At 29.3% G+C, this 24,022-nt stretch carries 24 protein-coding genes; 15 read left to right on the top strand and 9 right to left on the bottom strand.

Annotated features, from left to right (window positions below; genetic code table 11):
• Positions 1-35: 35 nt before the first annotated feature.
• A complete protein-coding gene (locus tag Q0881_RS11595) occupies positions 36-1,550 on the top strand; it encodes a M43 family zinc metalloprotease (RefSeq protein WP_299160355.1) in 1,515 nt (504 codons plus the stop codon).
• A 120-nt stretch (positions 1,551-1,670) separates the two neighbouring features.
• A complete protein-coding gene (locus tag Q0881_RS11590) occupies positions 1,671-3,002 on the top strand; it encodes a hypothetical protein (protein ID WP_299160353.1) in 1,332 nt (443 codons plus the stop codon).
• Positions 3,003-3,090: 88 nt separating this feature from the next.
• Here the strand turns inward: Q0881_RS11590 and clpX are convergent, their stop codons facing one another.
• The 4 genes from clpX to Q0881_RS11570 form a co-directional block, all read right to left on the bottom strand.
• Positions 3,091-4,329, bottom strand: a complete 1,239-nt coding sequence (gene clpX / locus Q0881_RS11585; RefSeq protein WP_299160351.1) for an ATP-dependent Clp protease ATP-binding subunit ClpX — start codon at positions 4,327-4,329, stop codon at positions 3,091-3,093.
• Positions 4,330-4,371: 42 nt separating this feature from the next.
• Complete coding sequence (gene clpP / locus Q0881_RS11580; RefSeq protein WP_299160349.1) at positions 4,372-5,031, bottom strand: ATP-dependent Clp endopeptidase proteolytic subunit ClpP; 660 nt, start codon at positions 5,029-5,031, stop codon at positions 4,372-4,374.
• Positions 5,032-5,159: 128 nt separating this feature from the next.
• Entirely contained in the window at positions 5,160-6,482 is a 1,323-nt protein-coding gene (gene tig, locus Q0881_RS11575) for a trigger factor (protein ID WP_299160346.1), read from the bottom strand.
• 84 nt (positions 6,483-6,566) lie between these two features.
• Complete coding sequence (locus Q0881_RS11570) at positions 6,567-6,914, bottom strand: phage holin family protein (protein WP_299160345.1); 348 nt, start codon at positions 6,912-6,914, stop codon at positions 6,567-6,569.
• A 272-nt stretch (positions 6,915-7,186) separates the two neighbouring features.
• On the opposite strand from Q0881_RS11570, the gene Q0881_RS11565 reads away from it, so the two are divergent.
• Positions 7,187-7,573 (top strand): hypothetical protein, encoded by a 387-nt coding sequence (locus tag Q0881_RS11565; protein WP_299160343.1) that lies wholly within the window; start codon positions 7,187-7,189, stop codon positions 7,571-7,573.
• A gap of 121 nt (positions 7,574-7,694) precedes the next feature.
• Here Q0881_RS11565 and Q0881_RS11560 read toward each other — a convergent pair whose 3' ends face one another.
• Positions 7,695-8,066 carry a hypothetical protein gene (locus tag Q0881_RS11560; protein ID WP_299160341.1) on the bottom strand — a complete coding sequence of 124 codons (372 nt, stop codon included), beginning with the start codon at positions 8,064-8,066 and terminating at the stop codon, positions 7,695-7,697.
• Between the two features lie 143 nt (positions 8,067-8,209).
• Between Q0881_RS11560 and Q0881_RS11555 the strand changes: the two genes are divergently transcribed.
• A complete protein-coding gene (locus Q0881_RS11555) occupies positions 8,210-8,461 on the top strand; it encodes a hypothetical protein (protein WP_299160339.1) in 252 nt (83 codons plus the stop codon).
• Positions 8,462-8,824: 363 nt separating this feature from the next.
• Positions 8,825-9,442, top strand: a complete 618-nt coding sequence (locus Q0881_RS11550) for a hypothetical protein (protein WP_299160337.1) — start codon at positions 8,825-8,827, stop codon at positions 9,440-9,442.
• A 413-nt stretch (positions 9,443-9,855) separates the two neighbouring features.
• Here Q0881_RS11550 and Q0881_RS11545 read toward each other — a convergent pair whose 3' ends face one another.
• Both Q0881_RS11545 and Q0881_RS11540 read right to left on the bottom strand, forming a co-directional pair.
• On the bottom strand, positions 9,856-10,626 hold the full coding sequence (locus Q0881_RS11545) for an alpha/beta fold hydrolase (RefSeq protein WP_299160336.1): 771 nt from the start codon (positions 10,624-10,626) through the stop codon (positions 9,856-9,858).
• A gap of 1 nt (position 10,627) precedes the next feature.
• Positions 10,628-11,341 carry a pyridoxine 5'-phosphate synthase gene (locus Q0881_RS11540; protein WP_299160335.1) on the bottom strand — a complete coding sequence of 238 codons (714 nt, stop codon included), beginning with the start codon at positions 11,339-11,341 and terminating at the stop codon, positions 10,628-10,630.
• A 59-nt stretch (positions 11,342-11,400) separates the two neighbouring features.
• On the opposite strand from Q0881_RS11540, the gene Q0881_RS11535 reads away from it, so the two are divergent.
• From Q0881_RS11535 to murI, 8 genes are all read left to right on the top strand, one after another.
• Complete coding sequence (locus Q0881_RS11535) at positions 11,401-12,060, top strand: CBS domain-containing protein (protein WP_299160333.1); 660 nt, start codon at positions 11,401-11,403, stop codon at positions 12,058-12,060.
• A gap of 22 nt (positions 12,061-12,082) precedes the next feature.
• The gene (locus Q0881_RS11530) at positions 12,083-12,979 is read left to right on the top strand and encodes an NAD kinase (RefSeq protein ID WP_299160332.1); all 897 of its coding nucleotides are present in this window, start codon (positions 12,083-12,085) and stop codon (positions 12,977-12,979) included.
• Between the two features lie 106 nt (positions 12,980-13,085).
• Positions 13,086-13,778, top strand: coding sequence for a DUF6089 family protein (locus Q0881_RS11525; RefSeq protein ID WP_299160331.1), 693 nt, complete (start codon positions 13,086-13,088; stop codon positions 13,776-13,778).
• A 2-nt stretch (positions 13,779-13,780) separates the two neighbouring features.
• Entirely contained in the window at positions 13,781-14,533 is a 753-nt protein-coding gene (locus Q0881_RS11520; protein WP_299160330.1) for an isoprenyl transferase, read from the top strand.
• Complete coding sequence (gene bamA, locus Q0881_RS11515) at positions 14,526-17,072, top strand: outer membrane protein assembly factor BamA (protein WP_299160328.1); 2,547 nt, start codon at positions 14,526-14,528, stop codon at positions 17,070-17,072. Before Q0881_RS11520 ends, bamA begins: the two co-directional genes overlap by 8 nt.
• 62 nt (positions 17,073-17,134) lie before the next feature.
• Entirely contained in the window at positions 17,135-17,938 is an 804-nt protein-coding gene (locus tag Q0881_RS11510; protein WP_299160327.1) for an OmpH family outer membrane protein, read from the top strand.
• 40 nt (positions 17,939-17,978) lie between these two features.
• Positions 17,979-18,488 carry an OmpH family outer membrane protein gene (locus Q0881_RS11505; RefSeq protein WP_299160325.1) on the top strand — a complete coding sequence of 170 codons (510 nt, stop codon included), beginning with the start codon at positions 17,979-17,981 and terminating at the stop codon, positions 18,486-18,488.
• A gap of 65 nt (positions 18,489-18,553) precedes the next feature.
• On the top strand, positions 18,554-19,354 hold the full coding sequence (gene murI, locus Q0881_RS11500) for a glutamate racemase (RefSeq protein WP_299160323.1): 801 nt from the start codon (positions 18,554-18,556) through the stop codon (positions 19,352-19,354).
• Here murI and Q0881_RS11495 read toward each other — a convergent pair.
• Together Q0881_RS11495 and Q0881_RS11490 are read right to left on the bottom strand one after the other, a co-directional pair.
• The gene (locus Q0881_RS11495) at positions 19,351-20,403 is read right to left on the bottom strand and encodes a type IX secretion system membrane protein PorP/SprF (protein WP_299160321.1); all 1,053 of its coding nucleotides are present in this window, start codon (positions 20,401-20,403) and stop codon (positions 19,351-19,353) included. The two genes, murI and Q0881_RS11495, sit on opposite strands and share 4 nt — an antisense overlap.
• A 12-nt stretch (positions 20,404-20,415) precedes the next feature.
• Positions 20,416-21,255: an AraC family transcriptional regulator gene (locus Q0881_RS11490; protein ID WP_299160319.1), complete on the bottom strand. Its 840-nt coding sequence runs from the start codon at positions 21,253-21,255 to the stop codon at positions 20,416-20,418.
• 141 nt (positions 21,256-21,396) lie between these two features.
• Between Q0881_RS11490 and Q0881_RS11485 the strand changes: the two genes are divergently transcribed.
• Together Q0881_RS11485 and Q0881_RS11480 are read left to right on the top strand one after the other, a co-directional pair.
• Positions 21,397-22,311 carry a dihydrodipicolinate synthase family protein gene (locus tag Q0881_RS11485; protein WP_299160317.1) on the top strand — a complete coding sequence of 305 codons (915 nt, stop codon included), beginning with the start codon at positions 21,397-21,399 and terminating at the stop codon, positions 22,309-22,311.
• Position 22,312: 1 nt separating this feature from the next.
• Positions 22,313-23,899, top strand: coding sequence for an aldehyde dehydrogenase (NADP(+)) (locus tag Q0881_RS11480; RefSeq protein WP_299160314.1), 1,587 nt, complete (start codon positions 22,313-22,315; stop codon positions 23,897-23,899).
• The last annotated feature ends 123 nt before the right edge of the window (positions 23,900-24,022 follow it).

Raw genomic sequence — 24,022 nt, 5'->3', positions numbered from 1 at the left:
TTAGTAGGCTTTAATTAGCTAAAAAACAATTACTTATGAACAGAAAAAGGATATCCCTCGTATTCCTAATGGCTATGTTATACATAGCATCTGGTTTATCTCAAAAAAAAATTAGTGAACTTCTAAAAGACAAAAGTCTTGAATTAAACAAAGTTGAGGATTATGTTTTAGATAAAAAGATTATTCCTCCACAATGCGGTTCTATTTATCATCCAGACACAACTGATAAAGAATTAAATTATTATAAAAAAAATTCTTCTCCCAATAATGATGCAAAATATGTTATTAATGTATTTTTTCATATAATATGTAAAAACGATGGAACTCGTGAAGTTCCTATAGATGAAAATAACATTATTGACGCAGTTGCTACTCTTAATAACAAGTTCAATCAATTTAATATCTTTTTTAAATACAAAGGTTTTAATAATATTAATAACACTAATAAATTAACTATTTTTTATGGCCTTCAAGGTCAAACACCCTTTGGTACTTTCACTGAACTTGTACAATATTCTAAAAGCATTAATAAATACCAAGGAGATAGCTTTAATATTTTTATAGTTGATAAGATTTTCAATAACAATATTCAATATATACAATATTCTGGAATGGCAAATAAAAAAGGTGTTAACAGTGTTATTGATGACGAATATTTATTAACTTCTACATTACCTCATGAAATTGGACACAATTTATCTTTATTGCATACATATCATAATTGGAATAAATCTAATTGTGAGTTAGCTAATGCTAACGATAATGTTGATGACACTATACCATCTACAACTTTTAGTGGTGATCAAGTTAACTCAGATTGTTTAACTTACACTGGTACAAATAGCAATACTAAATGTAATATTAACTTTCCGCAAGTACCTGCTAACAACTTCATGAGTCCAAGCACTCTACCTTGTCGGTCATTAAATAATGCTATTTTCACAGAAGGTCAAGGTTTAAGAATGCGAACTGCAATTCAACAAAACTTATATACGAAATTTGCAGATGTAATGAGTTCCACTGAGAGTTTATACCAACCTTACTCATCTGAAATTATTCTAGGAGAAATTACTCACACCGAACCTGACCCTAATAATATTGGTAATGAAATTATCTATAGAACTCCTAGCACATACAAGCATAAATTTCAAAAAGGATTTGATTACGAATTTTATCAAACAAAAGCTCCTTGCAATACTCCAGGAAAATTAAGATTAGAACATTCAATAACTAAAAATGAAGAACCTGAAGATACTGGTTACGTTAGAGCTGTTAGAATTAAACAACTAGGTAATGATATTATAGTTTACACTTGTCTTGGAGGCTATAAAGGCAAAGCTAATAATTCAGTACCAATAAACTCTATATTAATTATTTCTAAAGAATCATTAGGTGATAATAAGTATCAAACACAAATATTAGGGATTAATGACCTAAAGAAAAACCCTAATTATGAACAGAAATTGCCTCCTAACAAATATTACTTTATAAGGAAAATGTTAGAAAATGGAATGCTGATAAAAAAGACAATCTATAAAATTGATATTTAATTTTTTAGCTATATAAAAACACAATAAAGAAAATCAAGGGTTCATAAACCTTAAATTTACTTTGTCTTTTAAGGGTATTTATAACGATTTTTTATACTTTTGGCACCAAATTCCCTTATTATGAAAACATTTTTAAACCTTTGGTTATCTTTATTTTTATGCTCTAGTTTGTTTTCTCAAGAAGAAACTATTCGTATCCCTGATATTGGATTAGAAGAGTGCTTAATTGACTTAGACATTGACTCTAATGGTTTAAACGGAAGTATTTTAGTTAGTGATGCTGCGTACGTTGTTAATTTAAATATTAACAACCCAATAACTAATAAACTATTACCTAATGTACATTCTAAAATTAAAGATTTAACAGGTCTTGAAAGTTTTCCGAATTTAAAGCGCTTAGATTGTTTTGGTAATAATATTACTAAAATTGATTTATCTAAAAGTACCTCTATTACTTTTTTAAACTGTAGTGAAAACAAAATAGAAAGTTTAGACCTTAGCAATAACACTGAATTAATATACGTTAGTTGTGACAACAATAAATTAAACAGCTTAATTCTTGGCAACAACCCTAGTTTAGAAAACCTATATTGTAGTTATAATAATCTTACCTCTCTAGATGTTAAAAGTTGTAATAGTCTTGAAAATTTAGATGCTACTGGCAATAAAATAAATATTATTGTAGCTAATGAAACTCAACTTAAAAATACTCCTCCTGGATGGTATAAAGATTCGAACACTTCATATGCTAATGCTAGTTCTACACCAAAACCTCTTAATACAAATACTGTTGTAGAATATCAGGAAGATAAAAAACCTCAAACTATTTCAGTAAAGAAAACTGTAAAAACAAACTCTACTCAAAATAGTCAAACAAAAGAAGCAACGGCTGCTAATTATTATGAAAAATTCCAGCTTTCTGTTATTAACGAATATGATAAATTAATACTAGCTAACAATCATATTCAAGACAAAAAAATTGAGATAGAAAAAAAATACGCTCTTAATCCTGATCAGTTTTCTCAGTGGATTACAAAATATTCTAATCTAAAAAAGAATACTGTTAATGCTCTTAAAAAAAGCACCACAGCTCATTATTCTAAATTTAAAAGAGCTGCTGTAGAAGAGTATGAAAAATTAGTATTAAATCCTTCTTATTTGCAAAGTAAAAAAGAAGAAGTACAAAAAAAACACCAATTAAATTCTGAACAATTTTCTGAATGGATAAACTTATTTGGCACACCTTCTCTTAAAACTAAAACAACACAACCACAAGAAACTGCCGAAGACTATTATATAAAATTTAAAAAATCGGTTGTTAACGAATATGATTCTTTAATTTTGAATCCTACTCATATACAAAACAAGAAAAAAGAAATACAACAGAAATATAAATTAACTCCTATTCAACTTAATGAATGGATTAAAAAACATAGTAAAATTAGAAATTAATACTGTTATTTTAAATAGTATTCTTCATAAAAAAGACCACATTTTTTTTACAAAATGTGGTCTTTTTTTTATTTATATGTTAACTACGTTACGAAGCTGCTCTTAATTTCTTTAAAGCAGATTTTGTTAATTTAGCTTCAGCATACTCTTTAGTTACTATAAATTCCTTTTCGTTAGAACTTGGCATATCAAACATTGCATCTGTTAAAATAGCCTCACACAATGAACGTAATCCACGAGCTCCTAACTTATATTCAACAGCTTTGTCTACAATATATAGCAAAGCTTCTTCTGTTAATGAAAAAGCTACATCATCCATAGAAAACAACTTTGTATATTGCTTTATAATTGAATTTTTAGGCTCTGTTAAAATTGCTCGTAATGTTTTAGCATCTAACGGATTCATATAACTTAATACTGGCAAACGCCCTATAATTTCAGGTATTAACCCAAAAGATTTTAAATCTGAAGGAATAATATATTGTAATAAGTTACTTTCATCAATTTTATCTTCGTCTATTGATGCACTATAACCTACCGCTTGCATATTTAAACGCTTACTTATCATTCTGTCAATTCCAGAAAACGCTCCTCCTGCAATAAATAAAATATCTTTAGTATTTACCTCAATAAACTTTTGTTCTGGATGTTTTCTACCTCCTTTTGGAGCTACATTTACAACAGCTCCTTCTAAAAGCTTTAATAACGCCTGTTGAACACCCTCTCCCGACACATCTCGTGTTATTGATGGGTTATCTCCTTTACGAGCTATTTTATCAATCTCGTCAATAAAAACGATTCCTCTTTCTGCCTTCTCAACATCATAATCTGCAGCCTGTAATAAACGACTCAAAATGCTTTCTACATCTTCACCTACATATCCTGCTTGCGTTAAAACCGTAGCATCAACTATTGAAAATGGAACGTTTAACATTTTTGCTATAGTACGCGCTACTAATGTTTTCCCTGTTCCAGTTTCTCCAACTAAAATTATGTTTGATTTTTCAATTTCAACCTCATCTACATCATCTTTTACTTGTAATAATCGTTTATAGTGATTATATACTGCTACAGACATTGCTCTTTTCGTATCGGTTTGTCCAATGATATACTCATCTAAAAAAGCTTTAATTTCTTTTGGCTTCTTTAGTGTTAAATCTTGAGATAAACCTCCTGTTTTAGCTTCAGCTATTTCTTCTTCAACTATTCCATGAGCCTGCTCTATACATTTATCGCAAATATGTGCATCTAAACCTGCAATTAATAAATCGGTTTCAGGTTTTTTACGCCCACAAAAGGAACATTGTAAGTTTTCTTCTTTCGACATTTTATCAACTTTAAGCTAATTATTACTTAGCTATTGTTATTCTTATTTTCTTGTTAAAATTTCATCCACCATTCCGTAAGCTTTTGCTTCGTCTGCTTTCATCCAATAATCTCTATCAGAATCTTCATGAACTTTATCAAAAGGTTGTCCTGAATGATTTGAAATAATATTATATAGTTCTGTTTTTAACTTTCCTATTTCTTTTACCGTAATTTCCATATCTGAAGCTTGTCCTTGTGCCCCTCCTAATGGTTGGTGAATCATTATACGTGAATGTGGTAATGCTGAACGCTTACCTTTTTCTCCTGCACACATTAAAACTGCTCCCATTGATGCTGCCATACCTGTACAAATTGTTGCTACATCTGGCTTTATAAACTGCATTGTATCGTATATTCCTAAACCTGCATATACTCCTCCTCCTGGAGAGTTAATATAGATTGAAATATCTTTATTAGCATCTACACTTTCTAAGAATAATAATTGTGCTTGCACAATATTGGCTACTTGATCGTTAATACCAGTACCTAAAAAGATAATTCTATCCATCATTAAGCGCGAAAAAACATCCATATGCGCTACATTTAGTTGTCTCTCCTCTACTATATATGGGGTTAAACTACTTGTTACTTTTCCTAAATATGTACTGTTTATTCCGTGGTGCTTTGTTGCGTATTTTTCGAATTCTTTTCCGTAATCCATTCTAAAAATGTTTTTTGGGTTATAAAGATGTAAATATAAGAACTATTTCGTTAGTATTTTGCTTGTGTTTATGGCTAAAAAAACCTGAATTTTCATTCAGGTTTTTCAATTATATCAGCCTTAAACTGTTATTTATATACTTCTTTAATAAAATCTTCGTAAGAAAGTTCTTTAGAGTCGAAACTCATATTTTCTTTATAAAAAGCTAATAATTTTTGGCTTATTAATTGTGCCTGTAATTTTTGAGCCTCATCTTGATTTTGTAAGATTCTTCCTGCAATATCATCCAATTCTTTTTCTTCTGGATTCATGTTACCAAACTGTGCCATTTGCGAACGGATAAATCCTTTTGCATAGTCTACCAACTCAGCATAATCTAATTTGATTTCGTTATCTTTCATAATCTTTCCTTCGATTAATTGGTAACGTAATCCTTTTTCTGACTTGTTAAACTCTTCTACTGCCTCTTCTGTTGTTAATTGCTTTTCTCCTGCAGTTTGCAACCACTTTTGTAAGAACTCAGTTGGTAAATCGAATTTAGTATTCTCTACTAAGTTTTCAGTAATTGCATTTAATAATTGCTGATCTGCTTGTTGTTGAAATTGCTTTTCTGCGTCTTCCTTAATTTTATCTTTTAATTCTGTAACAGTATTTACACTTCCATCAGCAAATAACTTATCAAATAATTCTTTATCTAATTCTGCTGGCTCAGTTTCTGTAATTTCTTCGATTGTTAAAGTAACAGGAATTTCTAATCCATGAACATCATCATGAGAAACACCTAAAGCACTTTGCAACTTGTGCTCATCTTCAAATAAGTTTTTTGTTTTTAATTCTAAAACATCTCCTACTTTAGCTCCTACAAACTTTTTTAAATTTGTTTTCCCTTTAATATCTTTTACAGAAATTGTAGATTTCTTATTTATTTCTTTTTCCTCATTTACAAATGTACCTGTTACATTAGCTACTTCATTTGCTTCTTCTTTTGCTGACATTTTACCATAACGAGTCTGAATATTTTCTAATTCTTTCTCTATTAATTCATCTGTTGCAACAATATTGTATTGAGTTACTTTATTTTTTGGCTTTAAGTTTATATCAAACTCTGGAGCTAATCCTAATTCAAACTCAAAAGAAAATTTTTCAGCATCCCAATTAAAATCGTCTTGTACTCTTGGTAATGGATTACCTAAGATGTCTAACTTTTCTTCAACTAAAAATTTGTTTAACGATTCTTGTAAAAGCTTATTTACTTCATCTATCATTACTGACTTCCCGTATTGCTTCTTTACCATTCCCATTGGTACTTGACCTTTTCTAAATCCTGGAATGTTCGCTGTTTTACGGTAATCGTTTAATACTTTTGTTACGTTAGCTTGATAATCTTCTGCAACTATATCAACTTTTACAACTGCGTTTAACGCATCTACGTTTTCTTTTGTAATATTCATCTTAAAATCTGTTTCTTTAAAATCGGGTGCAAAATTAGTTATTTTTTACCTTTTCTGCAATAGGTTTAACTCTTTCGTTTTCAGTTATTTTTTATCTTCTTTTAATAGTGAAAATAGGACTGATCTAAATATTGATAACAATACACTAAATAATAGTGCTGTAAAAAAACCACCTACTACAAATCCTGTTACTAACTTACCTGCTAATAATATGATTATTGCATTAATAACAAAAAGAAATAATCCTAAACTAATAATTGTAGCTGGTAGTGTAAAAAATATTAATAACGGACGCACAAACATATTTAATAATGAGATTACTGCTGCTACTATAATTGCCGTAACATAACTATTTACTGTAATTCCTGGCAATATATTTGCCAACACCACAACTGCTAAAGCTGTTAATAATAGTTTTAAAAATATTTTCATTTGTGTGTTTTTTTGCTGATATTAAAGCGATAACCATACCAAACCTAAAAGACTGCTGTTTTGGCAGTTCCGTTAAAATCATAACTGATTCCTTAGGGGTTTCCATATTAATTTAAAACAAAATAATTATGCTTAATAAATCTATTTTCTTTTTATTTTTTTTATTTACAATCTCCAATCTAAGTTATTCTCAATCTCAGAAAAACCTAGAAGACATCAATAAAGTTTGGAATAAATTTTATAATGCCTTTAATTCTTTGAATTATAAATTGATGGCCAAAATTCACTCAAAAGAACTAATTCGAATTTCTGACGGAAAAAGAATAACCGATTATAATACTTATATAAATAATTATAAAACTAGATTTCACAAGGCTAAGGAAAACAAGATTACCAATAGTATATCTCTTCGCTTCTTCGAAAGAATTAATAACGACTCTATTGCTAGTGAAAGAGGCGTTTATAAATTAATTAGAATTCAAAACCTAAAAAAGAAAGTGTACTATGGTCAGTTTCATGTTATACTAACTAAAGAAAAAGACCTATGGAAAATATTAATGGATTATGACTCTAACAAAAACAACAGTATTAATGAAAAGGATTACCTTAAAGCTTACGACATAAATGAACTTGATAAATTTATTCTGAAAAAACATTAATTCTTTTTTTCTTCAAACTCTTTTAATTTTCTAGATTTAAAAAACAAAGGAAGATTTTGAAAAACTGAAAATTCTAACAAAATTCTATTTTTAATTTAATTGAATATAACCTTTGTTAATTTTACTTGAAATGTGACATTAATGCTTTTTTAACCTCTTCATCTTCTAAAAGTAATTTTAGCAAACTTTCTTTTACTTGAACACTTATATTCTCTAGTTTATATACTGAATCTGGTTCGTTTGCTATACCTTCAACTTTATTACTTATAAGCATCTCCTCTCTACCTGTTAGGAGCCACGTTGGATTTATTTCTGGAAATGAGTGGAGAATTTTGTTCAACACGTTGCTCTTAAATGAAGATTTTCTTCTTATTGCTGTTCCTACTGAGTTATTTGAAACATTAATTTCTTCCTCAAAAGACCTAATATTAAACCTTTTATAATTTATTATTTGCTCTACTCTTTTATACGTCTCATCTATAAAATCTTCCATTTTAAAACAGCTTTTTTCTAATTTATTTAGTTTTTTGTTTCTTTTTGAGAATTTTGTTTGTATATTTGTAGTGTTATAAGTACAAAACACGTACAAATATATATTAATTGTAATGTGTTTTATAAAAATTAATTACAGTTTTTATGATAACAGCAACACAACGAGATGAATTAGAAAAAATTAAACCTCCAAAATACAGAGAAAAGGTTCAAGAGTTTCTAATTCAAAATGGACATAATTTTTCTTTAGAAACTATTCAAAAAGTTTACTCTGGAAAAAGAAATAATTTAATTATTGCAAAAGGTATTATTACTGTTTTTAATAATTACCTAAAAGAAAAAAAGTCAATTGATATGGAAATTAACAACTTAATTAAACTAATTAAAAAAGACTAAAACAATAATTTCACTGAATTCAAAAATGACAACTTAAAACAAAAAATATGAGAAAAAACAAATAACACCACTTCTACTCTATCTACGTTGTCAAGCTCTTTACTTCACTTAAACTAGTCTCGTTTCCTTTATTTAGAGACACAAGAGCAATGAATATTGTTTTCCCATTAATAAAACAATAATTGATATAATGCTATATAGCACCAAATAGCTACCCTAGCCTGCCTTACCATTCATTAAGAAAACACATACACTAACTAATAGGTTAGTAACATTATCCTAGATAAAATAATTCTAATAGTAAGTGTATTTTCTTAATTACAACTATAAATATTTTATGTACAAAAACAAAAAACTATAACTATGAAATTTTTAAAATTCTCAATTTTACTAATAGTACTATTTTTAAGCTGCCAAATCGAAAAAGAAACAACTCCTATTCTAGAGCAAACTCCCATCGAGAAAATATTTCAAAAGAATGAAACATTCTTCAATAATTTAAATGAAATTAGTTCAATAAAGAATAAAAAAGAAGTGAATTATAAACTAAAAATTACTCTTGACAATTATGACGGTAAAGAAACTAATTTAAAACTAAAGAAAGAGTCTTTAAACAAAGTTCAAGAAGAAGTATTAAAACAGTATTTTGCTGAACTGAAAGCACAAGACAATAAAGTTGAGTTTTCCAACACATACATACAGCAAATACAAAATAAAAACATTAAACAATCTGATAAACTTTTTTGTATAAATGCAATAGACTTCCACAAAAAACTACTAATTTATGTAAATTACGAAGACAACAATAATCAAGCTCGTGAATGGGAAGATTGTGCACATAGAGGCTGCATGAATTGCTGTATGTACAGAAAAACTCAAGACCTTTCAGAATCTAATTGGGTAGATAAAGCATTATTTCTAGTATCTGCAGCACAAACTACAACCAAATGGTTTGGTTCTTGCGCCTGGGATTGCATATAATTTAAACTGAAAATATTTTTATCATGAAAAGTTTAAACACAATTGAAAATAGAATTGACTACTTGGCTGGAATTATTTCTTGCATACTTCTATTTGTAGCTTCCAAGAACATAATCCCCACATTTATATACAGTTTTCTTGCTTTAGCTATAGCTTTTTATTTTTTCCCTTTACGTTTACTAATTAATAAAAACTTTGTTAGTAGCGAACGACTTTTTATAATTATTACAGGAATTATTTTTTCATCGTTATTGGTATTTTCAATACTTTACCTTTACGTAAATGAAAGTCTATTTTTTAGGAATATAATTATTTTTTTTAGTTTAAGTAATTTTATATTGATGATATTTTTTTATCAAAAATTCAACAAATTTCTTTTTTTGAATTTTATTTTCACTTTTTTATCATCTATTCTACTCTTCTAAAAAACTAGAAACTTCTTTGTAAAAATCCTTTGGGTTTTCTGCATGTAGCCAATGCCCAGCATTGGCTACTGTTTTTAGTATTGAATTTGGAAAATGCGCACTTATAAGAGGCTTCTCGTCTACAGAAATATACCCCGAATTCTCACCTTTCAAAAACAATGTTTCTCCTTCAAAAACAGTAAAAGACGGCAATGCCTCACCTACTTCATTATTATTCTCTGTTAACGACTTTAAATTAAACCGAAAAGCTAGCTTACCTTTTTCTTTCCAATAAGTACTTTTTAATAAAAATTGCCGTATTCCTCCTTCTGGTATTAACTCCTTTAATTTTTCCTCAACTAACTTACGTGAATTTTGAATTTCAAAATCTACAGAATTTAAAGCTTGCAAGATATCGTGGTGGTGAGGTGGATACATTTTAGGTGAAATATCAGCTACAATTAATTTATTTACTAATTCTGGATATTCAGTGGCAAACAACATTGCTGTTTTACCTCCCATTGAGTGCCCCAATAAATTTATCGTCTTTAAATTATAATGAGTTATATAATTATACAAATCCTCAACCATTGATTCATAATCAAACTCATCTGAATGAAAACTACGCCCATGATTTCTTTGATCTATTAAATGTACTTCAAAATCATCTTCAGCAAATTTATTTGCATGCGATTTCCAGTTATCTCCCATACCAAAATAACCATGTAAAATCAAAAGAGGTGTTCCTTTGCCTAATATTCTTGAATGCAAAATTTCCATCTTACTGTAATCTATGCAAGTACATGTTAACTACATTCTCTAAGCCCAAGTATAACGACTCAGAAATAAGTGCATGACCTATAGAAACTTCTGCTAAATTAGGAATATTCTCTTTAAAAAATTTAATATTATCTAAACTCAAATCATGTCCTGCATTAATTCCTAAACCAAGATCATGAGCTAAAATCGCAGCTTCAGCATATGTTTTTATGGCTTTATTATTACCTAATTCAAATTCTGTAGCATACTCTTCTGTATATAACTCTATTCTATCTGCTCCTGTATTTGCGGCCGCTTCTATTAGTTTTAAATCAGTATCTATAAAAATTGACGTTCTAATACCATTACTTTTAAATTCAGCAATTACCTCACTTAAATAAGACTGATTAGTTATAGTATCCCAACCGGCATTTGATGTTAATGTATCAATACTATCTGGCACCAATGTTACTTGAGTTGGTTTTATCTCCAACACCATCTTCATAAACTTATCAATTGGATTACCTTCTATATTATACTCAGTACTTACAACTTGTTTTAAATCATATGCATCTTGATAACGAATATGACGCTCATCTGGTCTTGGATGAATAGTGATTCCTTCAGCTCCAAAATTTTGAATATCTGTTGCTACTTGTAATAAATTAGGCACATTACCACCTCTTGAATTACGCAAAGTTGCTATTTTATTAATATTTACACTTAACTTTGTCATCTCATAAAATTAAGCTACAAAGGTAAATCATTAAAACATTTTAAACTATATTCGTAGTAATGAATATAAACGATTTTATACTAACAGAAATTAAAGCCCTTACTTTAAAGAGCACTGTAAAAAGAGCTCAAAAGTTATGCGAAAATCTACCTATAACTCATATCCCAATAGTTGAAAATGGCAAATTAATTGGGTGCTTACCTGAAGGTGATATTCAAATTATTGAAGATCAGAGTCATTCCCTTAGCGAATATTCTTACCTATTGGATTTATTTTACACTAATGAAAAAGCCACTTTACTAGATCTGATTGTTTTATTTGCTGATAATGACAGTAATCTTATTCCAGTTCTTAACAAGGAAATGAATTACATCGGTTATTATGAATTAAACGATATTTTAGATGCTTTTGCTGATAGCCCTTTTTTACATAATGAAAGTGACACTCTAATCATTAATAAAAGCAAAAATGATTATTCAATGAGTCAAATAGCTCAAATTATAGAAACAAACAATGGTAAACTATTAGGTTTTTATATTTCATCAGAAAACCAAGATAATGTACAAATTACCTTAAAAATAATTTCAGAAGAAATAAATGAAATTATTCAAACTTTTAGGAGATACGACTATAATGTTGTAACACAACATGAAGATGATTTTTATTTAGAAGAACTTAAAGACAGGGCCGCCTATTTAAGAAAATATTTAAATATGTAACCTAATAAAATACTTAGTTAAATTGAAAAAAGTAGCCATATACGGTCAATCTTATACCATTACAGCAGAAAAAGAAATTAAAATTTTATTAACTGTCTTAGAGAAAAATAATATTGTTGTTTTTTTTGAAAAAGAGTTTTATGATTTATTAATTCAAAATAATTCTCTAACAAAAAAACACCCTACTTTTTCTCATTTCAAGGAGTTATCAAATTCATTTGATATTATGTTTAGCATTGGTGGAGACGGTACTATATTAAGAGCTGTAACCTACGTACGTGATTTAAACATACCTATATTAGGTATTAACACTGGTCGATTAGGTTTTTTAGCTACAATTCAAAAAGATCAAATAGATGAAGCCGTTAATCTACTATTAAAAAAGGAGTATTCTATTCAAGAAAGAACTTTGTTACAGATAAAAACAACTCCAAAAACAAATGATTTTTCTGAGCTTGATTTTGCATTAAACGAAGTTACCATTGCTAGAAGAAATACAACTTCTATGATAGGTGTTAAAACCTATTTAAACAATGAATACTTAACAAACTACTGGGCGGATGGTTTAATTATCTCAACACCTACTGGATCTACTGGATATTCTTTAAGTTGTGACGGCCCCGTAGTACTACCTAATTCAAAAAGTTTTATCATTACCCCAATTGCTCCGCATAACTTAAATGCCAGACCAATGGTAATTCCAGATGACACATCTATTCAACTAGAGGTGAGTGCACGAGAAAAAGATTTTTTAATATCACTTGATTCACGTATAACTACTGTTTCTCAAGAAACAAAAATCAAAATATCTAAAGCTCCTTTCACCATCAAAAGCATCTTATTAAAAAATCAATCCTATTTAAAAACTCTAAGAGGTAAACTCTTATGGGGGGAGGACACAAGAAACGAATCATTATAATCCTCATTGATTACAATAAAACATTAAAAAAAAAGTTAATCAAAAAGACGGATTATTAACTTTTTAAAGCAAATTCATTTTCCTATATTTGCACGCTATTTTAACAATGAGAAATTTTTTTCTATTTATATCATTTGCTTTCACAGCAATAACTGTTTTATCACAAACTCATGAAGTTGGAGTATTTGTTGGTGGTTCTAATTATGTAGGCGACATTGGTAGAACTAACTACATTTATCCTAATGAATTTGGAGGTGGACTTATATATAAATATAATTTAAACCCCAGAATAGCTTTAAGAGGCACATATACTTATATTCCTGTTTCTGGAGATGATAATGACGCAGAAAATCCTTTTCGCATAAATAGACCTCAAGGAAAATACCAATTCAATAATACTATTAATGAATTTGCCGTGGGTGTTGAGTTTAATTTCTTTGACTATAATATTAGTAATTACAAAACAACTTTCACACCATATATATTAGCAGAAATAGCAGCTTTTAATTACAAAAGTCCAACTGCTGTTAATCCTGTTACCAATATAGTTACTCTAACTAATAAATTTTCTTACTCATTGCCAATTGGAATTGGTATAAAAGGAAGATTAGATGACAATTTAGCAATAGCCTTTGAAACAGGAGCTCGTATAACACTAGTAGATGATATAGATTTCACTACAGATAAAGTAAATTCTTTAAATTTTGGAGGAACAGGTAATGATTGGTACATGTTTACAGGTTTATCAATTGTATATACCTTCGGAAGACCACCTTGTTTTAGTGGATTAGCAAATTAAATATGGAAAAAAAACTACAAAGCATTAACTTACAAAAAGTCCCAAATCATGTTGCTGTTATTATGGATGGTAATGGTCGATGGGCAAAAGGTAAAGGAATGCAGCGTGTTTTTGGTCATAGAAATGCATTAACTGCAATTAGAGAAACAGCAGATGCTGCTTCAGATTTAGGTGTGAAATTCTTAACACTTTATGCTTTTTCTACTGAAAATTGGAATAGACCAAAGTTTGAAGTAGATGCTCTAATGAGCTTATTGGTAACTACGCTAAAAAAAGAACTCCCTGAATTTCAACGAAAGAACGTTAAAATTAACGCTGTTGGTAATATAGCTAGTTTACCTAAAAGTGCTCAAAAAATTTTATCAAAGGTAATTGATGAAACAAAAGGCAATACTAAAATCACTTTAAGTTTTGCTTTAAGCTACGGTTCAAGAGAAGAAATTGTTAATGCTATCAAAAACATATCTAAAAAAGTTGTTAATAACCAATTAGATATTGAAAAAATAGACGAAAAAATTATAAATAATCATTTATATACATTTAATTTGCCCGACGTTGATTTTATGATACGTACAAGTGGGGAACAAAGAATCAGTAACTTCTTGCTTTGGCAAATGGCATATGCTGAATTATATTTTACAGACATATTATGGCCAGATTTTAGAAGAGAACATCTTTTCGACGCAATAATTGATTATCAAAATAGAGAGAGAAGATTTGGAAAAACTAGTGAACAGATTGAGACCAATGAATAAATATTCGTATTTAATAGTATTTTTTATCGCCTTTATTACGGCGAGTACACAAGCACAAAACACAACACCTAAAGACAGCACAGCCACAAACGGTGTTATTTCTTACGAAAAAGGAAAAGAATACATTTTGGGAGGTATTTCTGTAACAGGTTTGCAGAAATTCAGTGAACAAACTGTACGTGTTTATACTGGTTTAGTTGACGGACAGCCTATTAAGTTACCTGGAGACAAACTTACAAGTGCTATAAAAAAATTATATGAGAGTAAACAGTTTAGCGAAGTAGATGTATATTTATCTAAACGTGACGAGAACACTGTTTATCTTCAATTTAATGTAACCGAATTGCCTCAATTAATAAATGTCTCTATTTCTGGAGTTAGTAAATCTAAAATCAAAGAACTTAAAAAAGAAACTGAGCTTAAGAAAGGTGTTATGGTTACAGATAACTTAATTGTAACTACAAGAAATTATATAAAGAAGAAGTATACCGATAAAGGTTTTTTAAAGACAAAAGTATCTTTAAACACTAAAAAAGATACCTCAGATGTTAACACTGTTAGCATGAATATTTTTATAGATAAAGGTAATCGTATAAAAATTAAGGAAATTAACTTCATTGGAAACAAAGCTATGTCTAATAGTGCTTTGCGTGGAGCTATGAAAAATACTAAACGTAAGTTTTTAGGACGTTTTTGGAAATCATCTAAATATATATTAGATGATTATAAAAAAGACTTAGAAAGTATTCTTGAAAAGTACAGTGAAAATGGATATCGTGATGCTCGAATTTTATCAGACAAACTAACTTGGAATGACGATAATACTATTAATTTAGAAATAGAATTAGATGAAGGACGTCAATATCGTTTTGATGACATTAAGTTTATTGGAAACAAAAAATATTCAGATGAATTTTTACACAACATCTTACGTATTGACAAAGGAGATGTTTATAATGGTAAAGTTTTAAAAGAACGTATTTCTGGGGATGGAACACCTAGTTCTACAGATATACAAACGTTGTACCACAATAACGGATACTTATTTTCTCAAGTAAATGCTATAGAAACTAAAGTAAATAATGATTCAATTACTGTTGAAGTTCGTATTCGAGAAGATGAACCTGCTACTATTAAAAAAGTAACAGTAAGTGGTAATGACAAGACAAATGATCATGTAATTTATAGAGAATTGCGTGTTAAACCAGGTGATTTATTTAGTCGTCAAAATATTATTCGTTCTATTCGTGAAATAGGTCAATTAGGTTTCTTCGACGCTAATGTTACTCCAGATGTTAAACCTAATTATCAAAATAAAACTGCTGACATTGATTTTTCTGTTGTAGAAAAAGGAGGAAGTCAAATTGAATTACAGGGTGGTTACGGTGGAGGATCGTTTATTGGTACTTTAGGACTTTCATTTAACAACTTCTCTATTAGAAATATTTTTAATAAAAAAGCATATAAACCACTACCAATGGGTGATGGTCAAAAACTATCGCTTAGATTACAGGCTAGTAGAACATATAACACTTATAGCTTTTCATTTACAGAACCTTGGTTAGGAGGGAAAACTCCACAATCTTTATCGTTCTCTTTGTATCTTTCAAATCAATACAGATTCGATTTTCAGACAAATACAGTTGACAGAAATCAAAGTTTGAGTATTTTAGGTGCATCTATTGGTTTAGGTAAACGATTAAAAGTACCAGATGATTATTTTTCATTATCTCAAAACATTAGTTATCAAAGAATAGAATTACAAAATTACGGATATCGTGTAGGCTCATCAAATGATATTATAAGTGAGGGTAACTTAAATAATTTAGCTTATACTGTTGCTTTAAGTCGTAACTCTGCGGGGCCTAGTTTAATATTCCCTACTTATGGTTCTGAATTTACAATTAAAGCAAAAGCAACTTTCCCATATTCTTTAGTAAATGGAAAAGACTATACAGAGCCAGATAACCCAACGAATGTTGAAAGGCAAGCTTATCTAGCAGATAAATATAAATGGTTAGAATATTATAAAATTTCTGCAAAAGGAAAATGGTATACAGCCCTAGCTGATAAATTAGTGTTAATGTCTAATTTCGAAATGGGATACTTAGGTACTTATAACAATAAATTAGGATTAACTCCTGTTGAAAGATATTTTGTTGGAGGAGATGGTATTGCTCAAGGACAATTAGATGGTAGAGAAACTATTGGGTTAAGAGGTTATGAAAACAATAGAATTTCTTCTATAGATGGAGGTTCAATTTACAATAAATTCCAGCTAGAATTACGTTATTCAATAACAGACAAACCATCTGCATCAATTTATACTTTAGGATTTTTAGAAGCGGGTAATTCTTATGACAATTTTAGCACATTTAATCCGTTTAATTTAAAGCGTTCAGCTGGACTAGGTATTCGTATATTTATGCCTGCATTTGGATTATTAGGTATTGATTTTGCTCATGGGTTCGATCCTTTACCTGGCTTATCTGAAAAATCTGGTTGGCAAACCCATTTTATTATTGGAAGACAGTTCTAAAACCTTACATTTGTAATGTGTCTGGTTTTTGGCACGGTTTTTTCTAAACACATTATAACAAGATGAAAAAAAGCATTTTATCAATCGTTCTTTTACTTATTACAAGCATTACTATTGCGCAAAAAAATCAACGTATAGCCTATATTGATATGGAGTATATACTTCAAAATATTCCTGAATATTTAGAAGCTCAAAATTCTTTAGACGCTAAGGTTGGAAAATGGAAAACTAAGTTAGATAAAGAAGCTAGAGCTATTGAAGTTTTGAAAACTGATTTAACTAATGAAAAAGCTATTTTAACTAAAGATTTAATTGAAGAACGTGAAGAAGACATATTAATAAAGCATGAATCTTTACGTAGATTAGAATCTTTATATTTTGGACCTAAAGGTGATATGTATAATTTGAGAAGGCAATTAATAAAGCCAATTCAAGATCAAGTATACAATGCAGTGCAAACAATTGCCGCTAGGAAAAAATATGATTTTGTTTTTGACAAATCTGGCGAGTTAGTTATGCTGTATTCGAACAAAAAACACGATATTAGCGACCTTGTTGTAAAAATGATAAACATTGATCAAAGAAAACAACAGAAAAAGGATAAAATTGCAGCAAAAAAAGAATTACTTAAGGATGGTGATTTAACTGATGCTCAAAAACAAAGAGCCGCAAAAAAAGAAGAATTAAAAAAGAAAAAACAGGCTGATAGATTAGCTAGAATTAAATTAATTGAAGAAAAAAGACAAGCTAAATTAAAAGCTAGAGATGAAAAAAGAAGATTGCTCTTAGAAAAGAAAAAAGCATTAAAAAAAGCGCAAGAAGAAGCAAAAAACAAGAAAGAAGGAGAAACAAAAGAGAACAAATAAATCAAGAATAAAGAACAAAAATTAAATTAAAACAACAGAGATGAAACATTTAAAAACGTTATTATTAGTTGCAATTTTTACGATTGGATTAGGTGGAATGGCAAATGCACAAAAAACTGCACATATTAACACTGATAAATTATTAGCTGAAATGCCTGCAACTAAGTCTATGAAGGCTGAGTTAGAGAAGTTAAATAAAACTTACCGTGACGATATTGAAGCTATGTATAAAAAACTAGAAGCTAAGATAAAAAAATACGAAGCAGAAGGTAAGAGTCAAACTCAAGAAATAAATCAAAAGAGAGCTGTAGAAGTTCAACAAGATAGGTTAAGAATTACTAAAGCTGAGCAATCTGCTGGTCAAGAAATGCAAAAGAAGTATCAAGAAAAAACACTTCCTATTTTAAAGAAAGCTGAAGATGCTATTAAAGCAGTAGCTTCAGAAAAAGGAATTATTTATGTATTTGATGCTACTCCAGGTAAAGGTTTAATCGTTTACGATAAAGGAGAAGATATTTATGGAGCTGTAAAAGCTAAATTAGGTTTCTAATAAAACCTTAAAAATATTTTATAAAAATCCTGCTGTATACAGCAGGATTTTTATTTTTGCTATATATGGTAATCACAAAAGCTAAACAACCTATAGGTATTTTTGATTCTGGTATTGGTGGAATCTCAATTTGGAAAGAAATTAATAATTTACTACCAAATGAGAACACTATTTATCTGTCTGATAACTACAATGCTCCTTATGGTCAAAAAACTAAAGAGGAAATCATTAACTTATCTATAAAAAACACAGAATTCTTAATAAGTAAAGGATGCAAACTTATTGTTGTTGCTTGTAACACCGCAACAACTAACGCAATTAAGTATTTAAGAGATAATTATACAATTCCTTTCATAGGAATAGAACCGGCCATTAAACCTGCTTCAATTCAAACAAAAACAGGTGTTATTGGTATCTTAGCTACTAAAGGAACTCTTAACAGTAGTTTGTTTGAAAAAACATCAGCCAATATTGATGATAATATTACAATCATAGAACAGATTGGAGAAGGTTTAGTTGAGCTTATTGAAAATGGAAAAATGCACTCGAAAGAAATGACTAATTTATTAGAAAAGTATCTAAATCCTATGCTCTCTAATAAATGTGATTCAATTGTATTAGGTTGCACTCATTATCCTTTTTTAATACCTCAAATAAGGTCTATTGTTGGTCCAAAAATAAATATTATTGATTCAGGTGAAGCTGTAGCTATACAAACAAAGAATATTTTACAAGAGAACAATATACTTTATTCATCCAATAATAACAAAGCAACAAACATTTTCTACAGTAACAAAGAAGAAATTGTTATGCAAAACATTTTAAAAAAATATAAAAATGTAATAGTAAATTATTCAGAATTTTAAAAGCTTCCATTAATATTTGGGCAAGCTGAAGCTCTACGTTTTCTACATAAAATATCTATACCAAAAGAAAGTTGGTGGAAACCTCCATTAGAAAAAACAACATCACCTGTTTGCTGAGTATAAGTATAAGCAAACATTAAATTTTTATAGTTCATTCCTAAAATAGGAGTTACATAATGGGCATCACCAAATACACTACTGTCAAAGCTTCTTCTATAAGATAAAGCAGCCCATAATTGTGTTTTTTCAAAACTTTTATAAACCTTAAAATTTAAATCACCAATTTTCTCACCAGTTTGTTCTTTGTATTGAACCATGAAAGAAGGCTCAAACTGTAATTTTTCTTTATCTCCAAAAAAATAACTACCTCCTAAAATATAATTTCTAAGATTAAGGGATTCGAAATTTGAATTTAAATTATTCTTAGCAGATAATAATATATTCTTAACTGTAAAATAAGAAGCGAAACCTTTATAATGGTAAGCCATACCAAAATCAGCATTAAAATAAAAATTACTTTCTATTACTTGGCTTACAGTCGGGTCATTAACAAATCTTCTTTGATCTACTTCATTTTGTACAATAGACATTGAAAGACCAAATGAAAATTGGTTAAATAAGTTTTCATTTCCCATATCTAAATGATAAGCATATGTACCTTGAAGACCTTTTTGAGAATGATAACCATTCTTGTCATTAAATAAAATTAAACCATAACCAGCATTTGAATTCTCATTAAATTTAGCATGGAAACTTGCTGTTTGTAGCGAAGGAGCATCTTTAACTCCAATCCATTGCTGACGTGCTGTTAATCTAACCTTACCACAGTCTCCTACTCCTGCAGCAGCAGGATGTAATAGATAAACATTATCAGATAAATAATCTGCGTATATAGGTAGAGTCTCTTGTGCCGAGATATTTGACACAAAAACGATTAAAAACAAAACAACAATTTTTTTCATATACTTTAATTGATAAATAGCCGTCAAATATAGCCAAGAGAAATAAGAAATTAGGTTATTTTTTAAAAAAGTATATATATTATTCATGTTTTTAACATATTAATGACCTAATCTATAAGCCGATGGTGTTCTTTCTTTTAGTTCTTTGAACTTTCTATTGAAATTTGAAATATTTTTAAAACCTGATTTTTCTGATACTTCAATTATTGAATATTCTTTATTTTGCAATAATTTACATGCCTTTTCTATTCTAAGTTCATTTAAAAAAGTAAAATACGTTTTATTTGTTCTTTGTTTAAAATACCTACAAAAAGCATTGGTAGTCATATTAGCCACTTCAGATATTTCTTCTAATTCTATTTTATTATTAAAATTATTCAGTGTATAATCCATAACGTCTCCCATGCGTTTACCTTCATTATCCGAGTACTTTTTTTTGTAAAAAAAAGTAGAGAGAGGTTGCATTTCAGATTTTATAATAACATTAATCATCTTAATAAAAACAATAAACTTTACTAAATCCCTACTTTTTGGTAATTTTAAAAATAACTTTCTTAACTTTTCTTTGTTGGTATTAACTCTAAAACTATTTTTTGAGTTAAGAAAAAAAGTAGTTAACTCCTTAAAATCATCTAGTTCAAAAAAATCTTTACCAAAAGATTCTTTAGTAAAAAAAAGTGAAATCATTAATGATTGTTTTATTCGAGATGCATCACTTTTAAAAACATGAGGTTGATTTCCTCCAATAACAAATATATCTTTAGACTCATATTCATTAACAGTATCACCTATAATTAAAGTTCCTTCACCTTTAACAATATAACACACTTGTATTTCTTTGTGTTGATGAAGTTTATCGTAAAAAAACTCACCTTTATCTTCTTGATAAATTAATCCTAAATTTTTAGTCTTCGGTATTTCAAATGGTAGAACTTTCATTATTAAAATTTTACGCTAATCTATAACATATTACCTTAAATCATAATAAATAAAACATATAAAGGTAATATAATACATATAAATGCTAAAAAAAGAGTAATAGTGTTTGAAATTCATATATAGCTTTGCACAAAAAACACAATGAGTATAAATTGGAAAGGCGTTATGCCAGCTGTAACTACAAAGTTTACAAATAAAGACACCTTAGATTTAAACATGTTTGAAGTGAATATAAAAGCACAATTAGATGCTCAAGTTCATGGAATTGTTTTGGGTGGTACTTTAGGAGAAGCAAGTACTTTGTCAAATGAAGAAAAAAGTGAACTAACAAAAACAACCGTTAATATTGTTAATGGAAAAGTTCCTGTACTAATGAATGTAGCCGAACAGACTACAAAAGGAGCTATAGAAGCAGCTCAAAAAGCTGAAGAAGACGGTGCAAAAGGTCTTATGATGTTACCTCCTATGCGTTATAAATCTGGAGATAGAGAGACCGTAGAATACTTTAAAGCTGTAGCAAATAATACTTCTTTACCAATTATGGTATATAATAATCCTGTAGATTATAAAGTAGAAGTAACATTAGACATGTTTGATCAATTATTAGAATGTAAAAACATAGAGGCTGTAAAAGAATCAACTAGAGATATATCAAATGTAACTAGAATAAAAAACCGCTTCGGAGATCGTTTAAAAATAATGACTGGCGTTGATACTTTAGCACTAGAAAGCTTATTAATGGGTGCCGATGGTTGGATTGCTGGTTTAGTTTGTGCTTTCCCAAAAGAAACGGTTGCAATTTACGAACTACAAAAAGCAGGTAGAATTCAAGAAGCCTTAGAAATATATCGTTGGTTTTTACCTTTGCTAGAATTAGATATAAATTCTAAATTAGTACAAAATATCAAATTAGCTGAAGTAGCTACAGGAATAGGTACAGAAAATGTTCGTGCACCACGATTACCTTTAATTGGAAATGAACGTAAACATGTATTAAATGTTATAGAAACTGGATTAAAGAACAGACCTACTTTACCTGATTATAAAAATTTATAGAATGATAACAGGAAAAAATTATATAGGAGATGTAATATCTGCCTCAGGAGGCAAAACCTATAAAACTTTCAATCCAGAATTGAATGAAGAAAATAACACTGTTTTTACCGAAGCTACTCAAGAAGAAATTAACAACGCTGTATCTTTAGCTTCGCAAGCTTTTAAAGAATATAGAAGTATCTCTGGAAAGCAAAAAGCAACTTTTTTAAATACTATTGCTGATGAAATATTAGCTTTAGATAATGAATTAATAGAAACTTATTGTTCGGAAACTGGATTACCAGAAGGACGTGCAAAAGGAGAAAGAGGAAGAACAGTATTTCAATTGCGCTCTTTTGCAGAACTAGTAGCTGAAGGTTCATGGGTAGAAGCAACAATAGATACAGCAATTCCAACAAGAGAACCTTTACCAAAATCTGATATAAGAAAACTAAGTATTCCTTTAGGACCCGTAGTTGTATTTGGAGCAAGCAATTTTCCGTTAGCATACTCAACTGCTGGAGGAGATACGGCTGCAGCATTAGCTTCTGGCTGCCCAGTAATAGTCAAATCGCATCCAATGCATGCAGGAACGGGTGAATTAGTAGCATCAGCAATAATAAAAGCTGCTGAAAAAACAAATATGCCAAAAGGTGTGTTCTCCAACCTAAACTCAAGTGGTATAGAAGTTGGACAACAATTAGTTTCACATCCAAAAGTAAAAGCAGTTGGTTTTACTGGGAGTATTCGAGGAGGAAGAGCCTTGTTAGATTTAGCTGCAAAACGAGAAGAACCAATTCCTGTTTTTGCTGAAATGGGAAGTGTTAACCCTGTAATAATATTACCTAAAGCATTACAAAACAGAAGTGAATCTTTAGCAAATACGTATGCCAATTCTATTACATTAGGGGCTGGACAGTTTTGCACCAACCCTGGGTTAATTTTAGGGATTAAAAGTGAAGAACTTACAAACTTTACAAATGAATTAGCTAGTAACATTGTAGAAATATCTCCATCTTCAATGTTACACCCAAACATTGTTGCTGCTTATGAAAGTAATAAAGAGAAGGCTTTAGCACAGAGTGGGTTGATTGTTGTTGGTAATTATGAAGATGAAGTACAATCTAATTATGCTACTCAAATTGTTACAACAGTAGAAGGAAAAACATTTTTAGAAAATACAACATTACATCAAGAAGTGTTTGGTCCATTTTCAATGGTTGTACAATGTGAAAGTGCTGCTCAATTAGAAAAAATTATTTCTCAATTAGAAGGGCAATTAACAGGAACTGTAATTTCTGACGAAAATGAATTACCAGAATACAAACCAACAATAGACGCTTTACAAAATAGAGTTGGGCGAATAATATTTAACGGTGTTCCAACCGGAGTAGAAGTATGTCCGTCAATGGTGCATGGTGGTCCATACCCAGCTTCAACAGATAGCCGTTTTACAGCTGTTGGAATTGATTCTATTAAACGTTGGGTACGACCTTTTAGTTATCAAGATTGGCCTAATGAATTATTACCAGATGAATTGAAAAATGAAAACCCATTACAAATTTCACGCTCAGTTAACGGTAATTTTACAAAAAGTAATATTGAATAGTAAATTTTAAGAATTTCTTTAGATAGAGCAAAAAATCATATACTATTTTTGTCCTGTCTAGAGATTGAAACAATGCCAGCTTCGTTTTTTTGAAGAGATAAATTTTTGAAGGGTTTTTTCTAA

It is taken from the genome of uncultured Tenacibaculum sp. (assembly GCF_947494125.1).
Classification (GTDB): domain Bacteria; phylum Bacteroidota; class Bacteroidia; order Flavobacteriales; family Flavobacteriaceae; genus Polaribacter.
Note: the sequence above shows the minus strand (reverse complement) of the source record. Positions and strands in the feature narration are given on the sequence as shown.

Coding starts and splice junctions, on each gene's coding strand:
- Q0881_RS11480 (WP_299160314.1), top strand. CDS start 22,313: ATGATAACAGGAAAAAATTATATAGGAGATGTAATATCTGCCTCAGGA.
- Q0881_RS11555 (WP_299160339.1), top strand. CDS start 8,210: ATGATAACAGCAACACAACGAGATGAATTAGAAAAAATTAAACCTCCA.
- Q0881_RS11590 (WP_299160353.1), top strand. CDS start 1,671: ATGAAAACATTTTTAAACCTTTGGTTATCTTTATTTTTATGCTCTAGT.
- Q0881_RS11505 (WP_299160325.1), top strand. CDS start 17,979: ATGAAACATTTAAAAACGTTATTATTAGTTGCAATTTTTACGATTGGA.
- Q0881_RS11525 (WP_299160331.1), top strand. CDS start 13,086: ATGAGAAATTTTTTTCTATTTATATCATTTGCTTTCACAGCAATAACT.
- Q0881_RS11570 (WP_299160345.1), bottom strand. CDS start 6,914: ATGAAAATATTTTTAAAACTATTATTAACAGCTTTAGCAGTTGTGGTG.
- Q0881_RS11485 (WP_299160317.1), top strand. CDS start 21,397: ATGAGTATAAATTGGAAAGGCGTTATGCCAGCTGTAACTACAAAGTTT.
- Q0881_RS11535 (WP_299160333.1), top strand. CDS start 11,401: ATGAATATAAACGATTTTATACTAACAGAAATTAAAGCCCTTACTTTA.
- Q0881_RS11595 (WP_299160355.1), top strand. CDS start 36: ATGAACAGAAAAAGGATATCCCTCGTATTCCTAATGGCTATGTTATAC.
- Q0881_RS11550 (WP_299160337.1), top strand. CDS start 8,825: ATGAAATTTTTAAAATTCTCAATTTTACTAATAGTACTATTTTTAAGC.
- Q0881_RS11510 (WP_299160327.1), top strand. CDS start 17,135: ATGAAAAAAAGCATTTTATCAATCGTTCTTTTACTTATTACAAGCATT.
- Q0881_RS11560 (WP_299160341.1), bottom strand. CDS start 8,066: ATGGAAGATTTTATAGATGAGACGTATAAAAGAGTAGAGCAAATAATA.
- Q0881_RS11565 (WP_299160343.1), top strand. CDS start 7,187: ATGGCCAAAATTCACTCAAAAGAACTAATTCGAATTTCTGACGGAAAA.
- Q0881_RS11495 (WP_299160321.1), bottom strand. CDS start 20,403: ATGAATAATATATATACTTTTTTAAAAAATAACCTAATTTCTTATTTC.
- murI (WP_299160323.1), top strand. CDS start 18,554: ATGGTAATCACAAAAGCTAAACAACCTATAGGTATTTTTGATTCTGGT.
- Q0881_RS11490 (WP_299160319.1), bottom strand. CDS start 21,255: ATGAAAGTTCTACCATTTGAAATACCGAAGACTAAAAATTTAGGATTA.
- Q0881_RS11520 (WP_299160330.1), top strand. CDS start 13,781: ATGGAAAAAAAACTACAAAGCATTAACTTACAAAAAGTCCCAAATCAT.
- clpP (WP_299160349.1), bottom strand. CDS start 5,031: ATGGATTACGGAAAAGAATTCGAAAAATACGCAACAAAGCACCACGGA.
- clpX (WP_299160351.1), bottom strand. CDS start 4,329: ATGTCGAAAGAAGAAAACTTACAATGTTCCTTTTGTGGGCGTAAAAAA.
- Q0881_RS11545 (WP_299160336.1), bottom strand. CDS start 10,626: ATGGAAATTTTGCATTCAAGAATATTAGGCAAAGGAACACCTCTTTTG.
- Q0881_RS11540 (WP_299160335.1), bottom strand. CDS start 11,341: ATGACAAAGTTAAGTGTAAATATTAATAAAATAGCAACTTTGCGTAAT.
- tig (WP_299160346.1), bottom strand. CDS start 6,482: ATGAATATTACAAAAGAAAACGTAGATGCGTTAAACGCAGTTGTAAAA.
- bamA (WP_299160328.1), top strand. CDS start 14,526: ATGAATAAATATTCGTATTTAATAGTATTTTTTATCGCCTTTATTACG.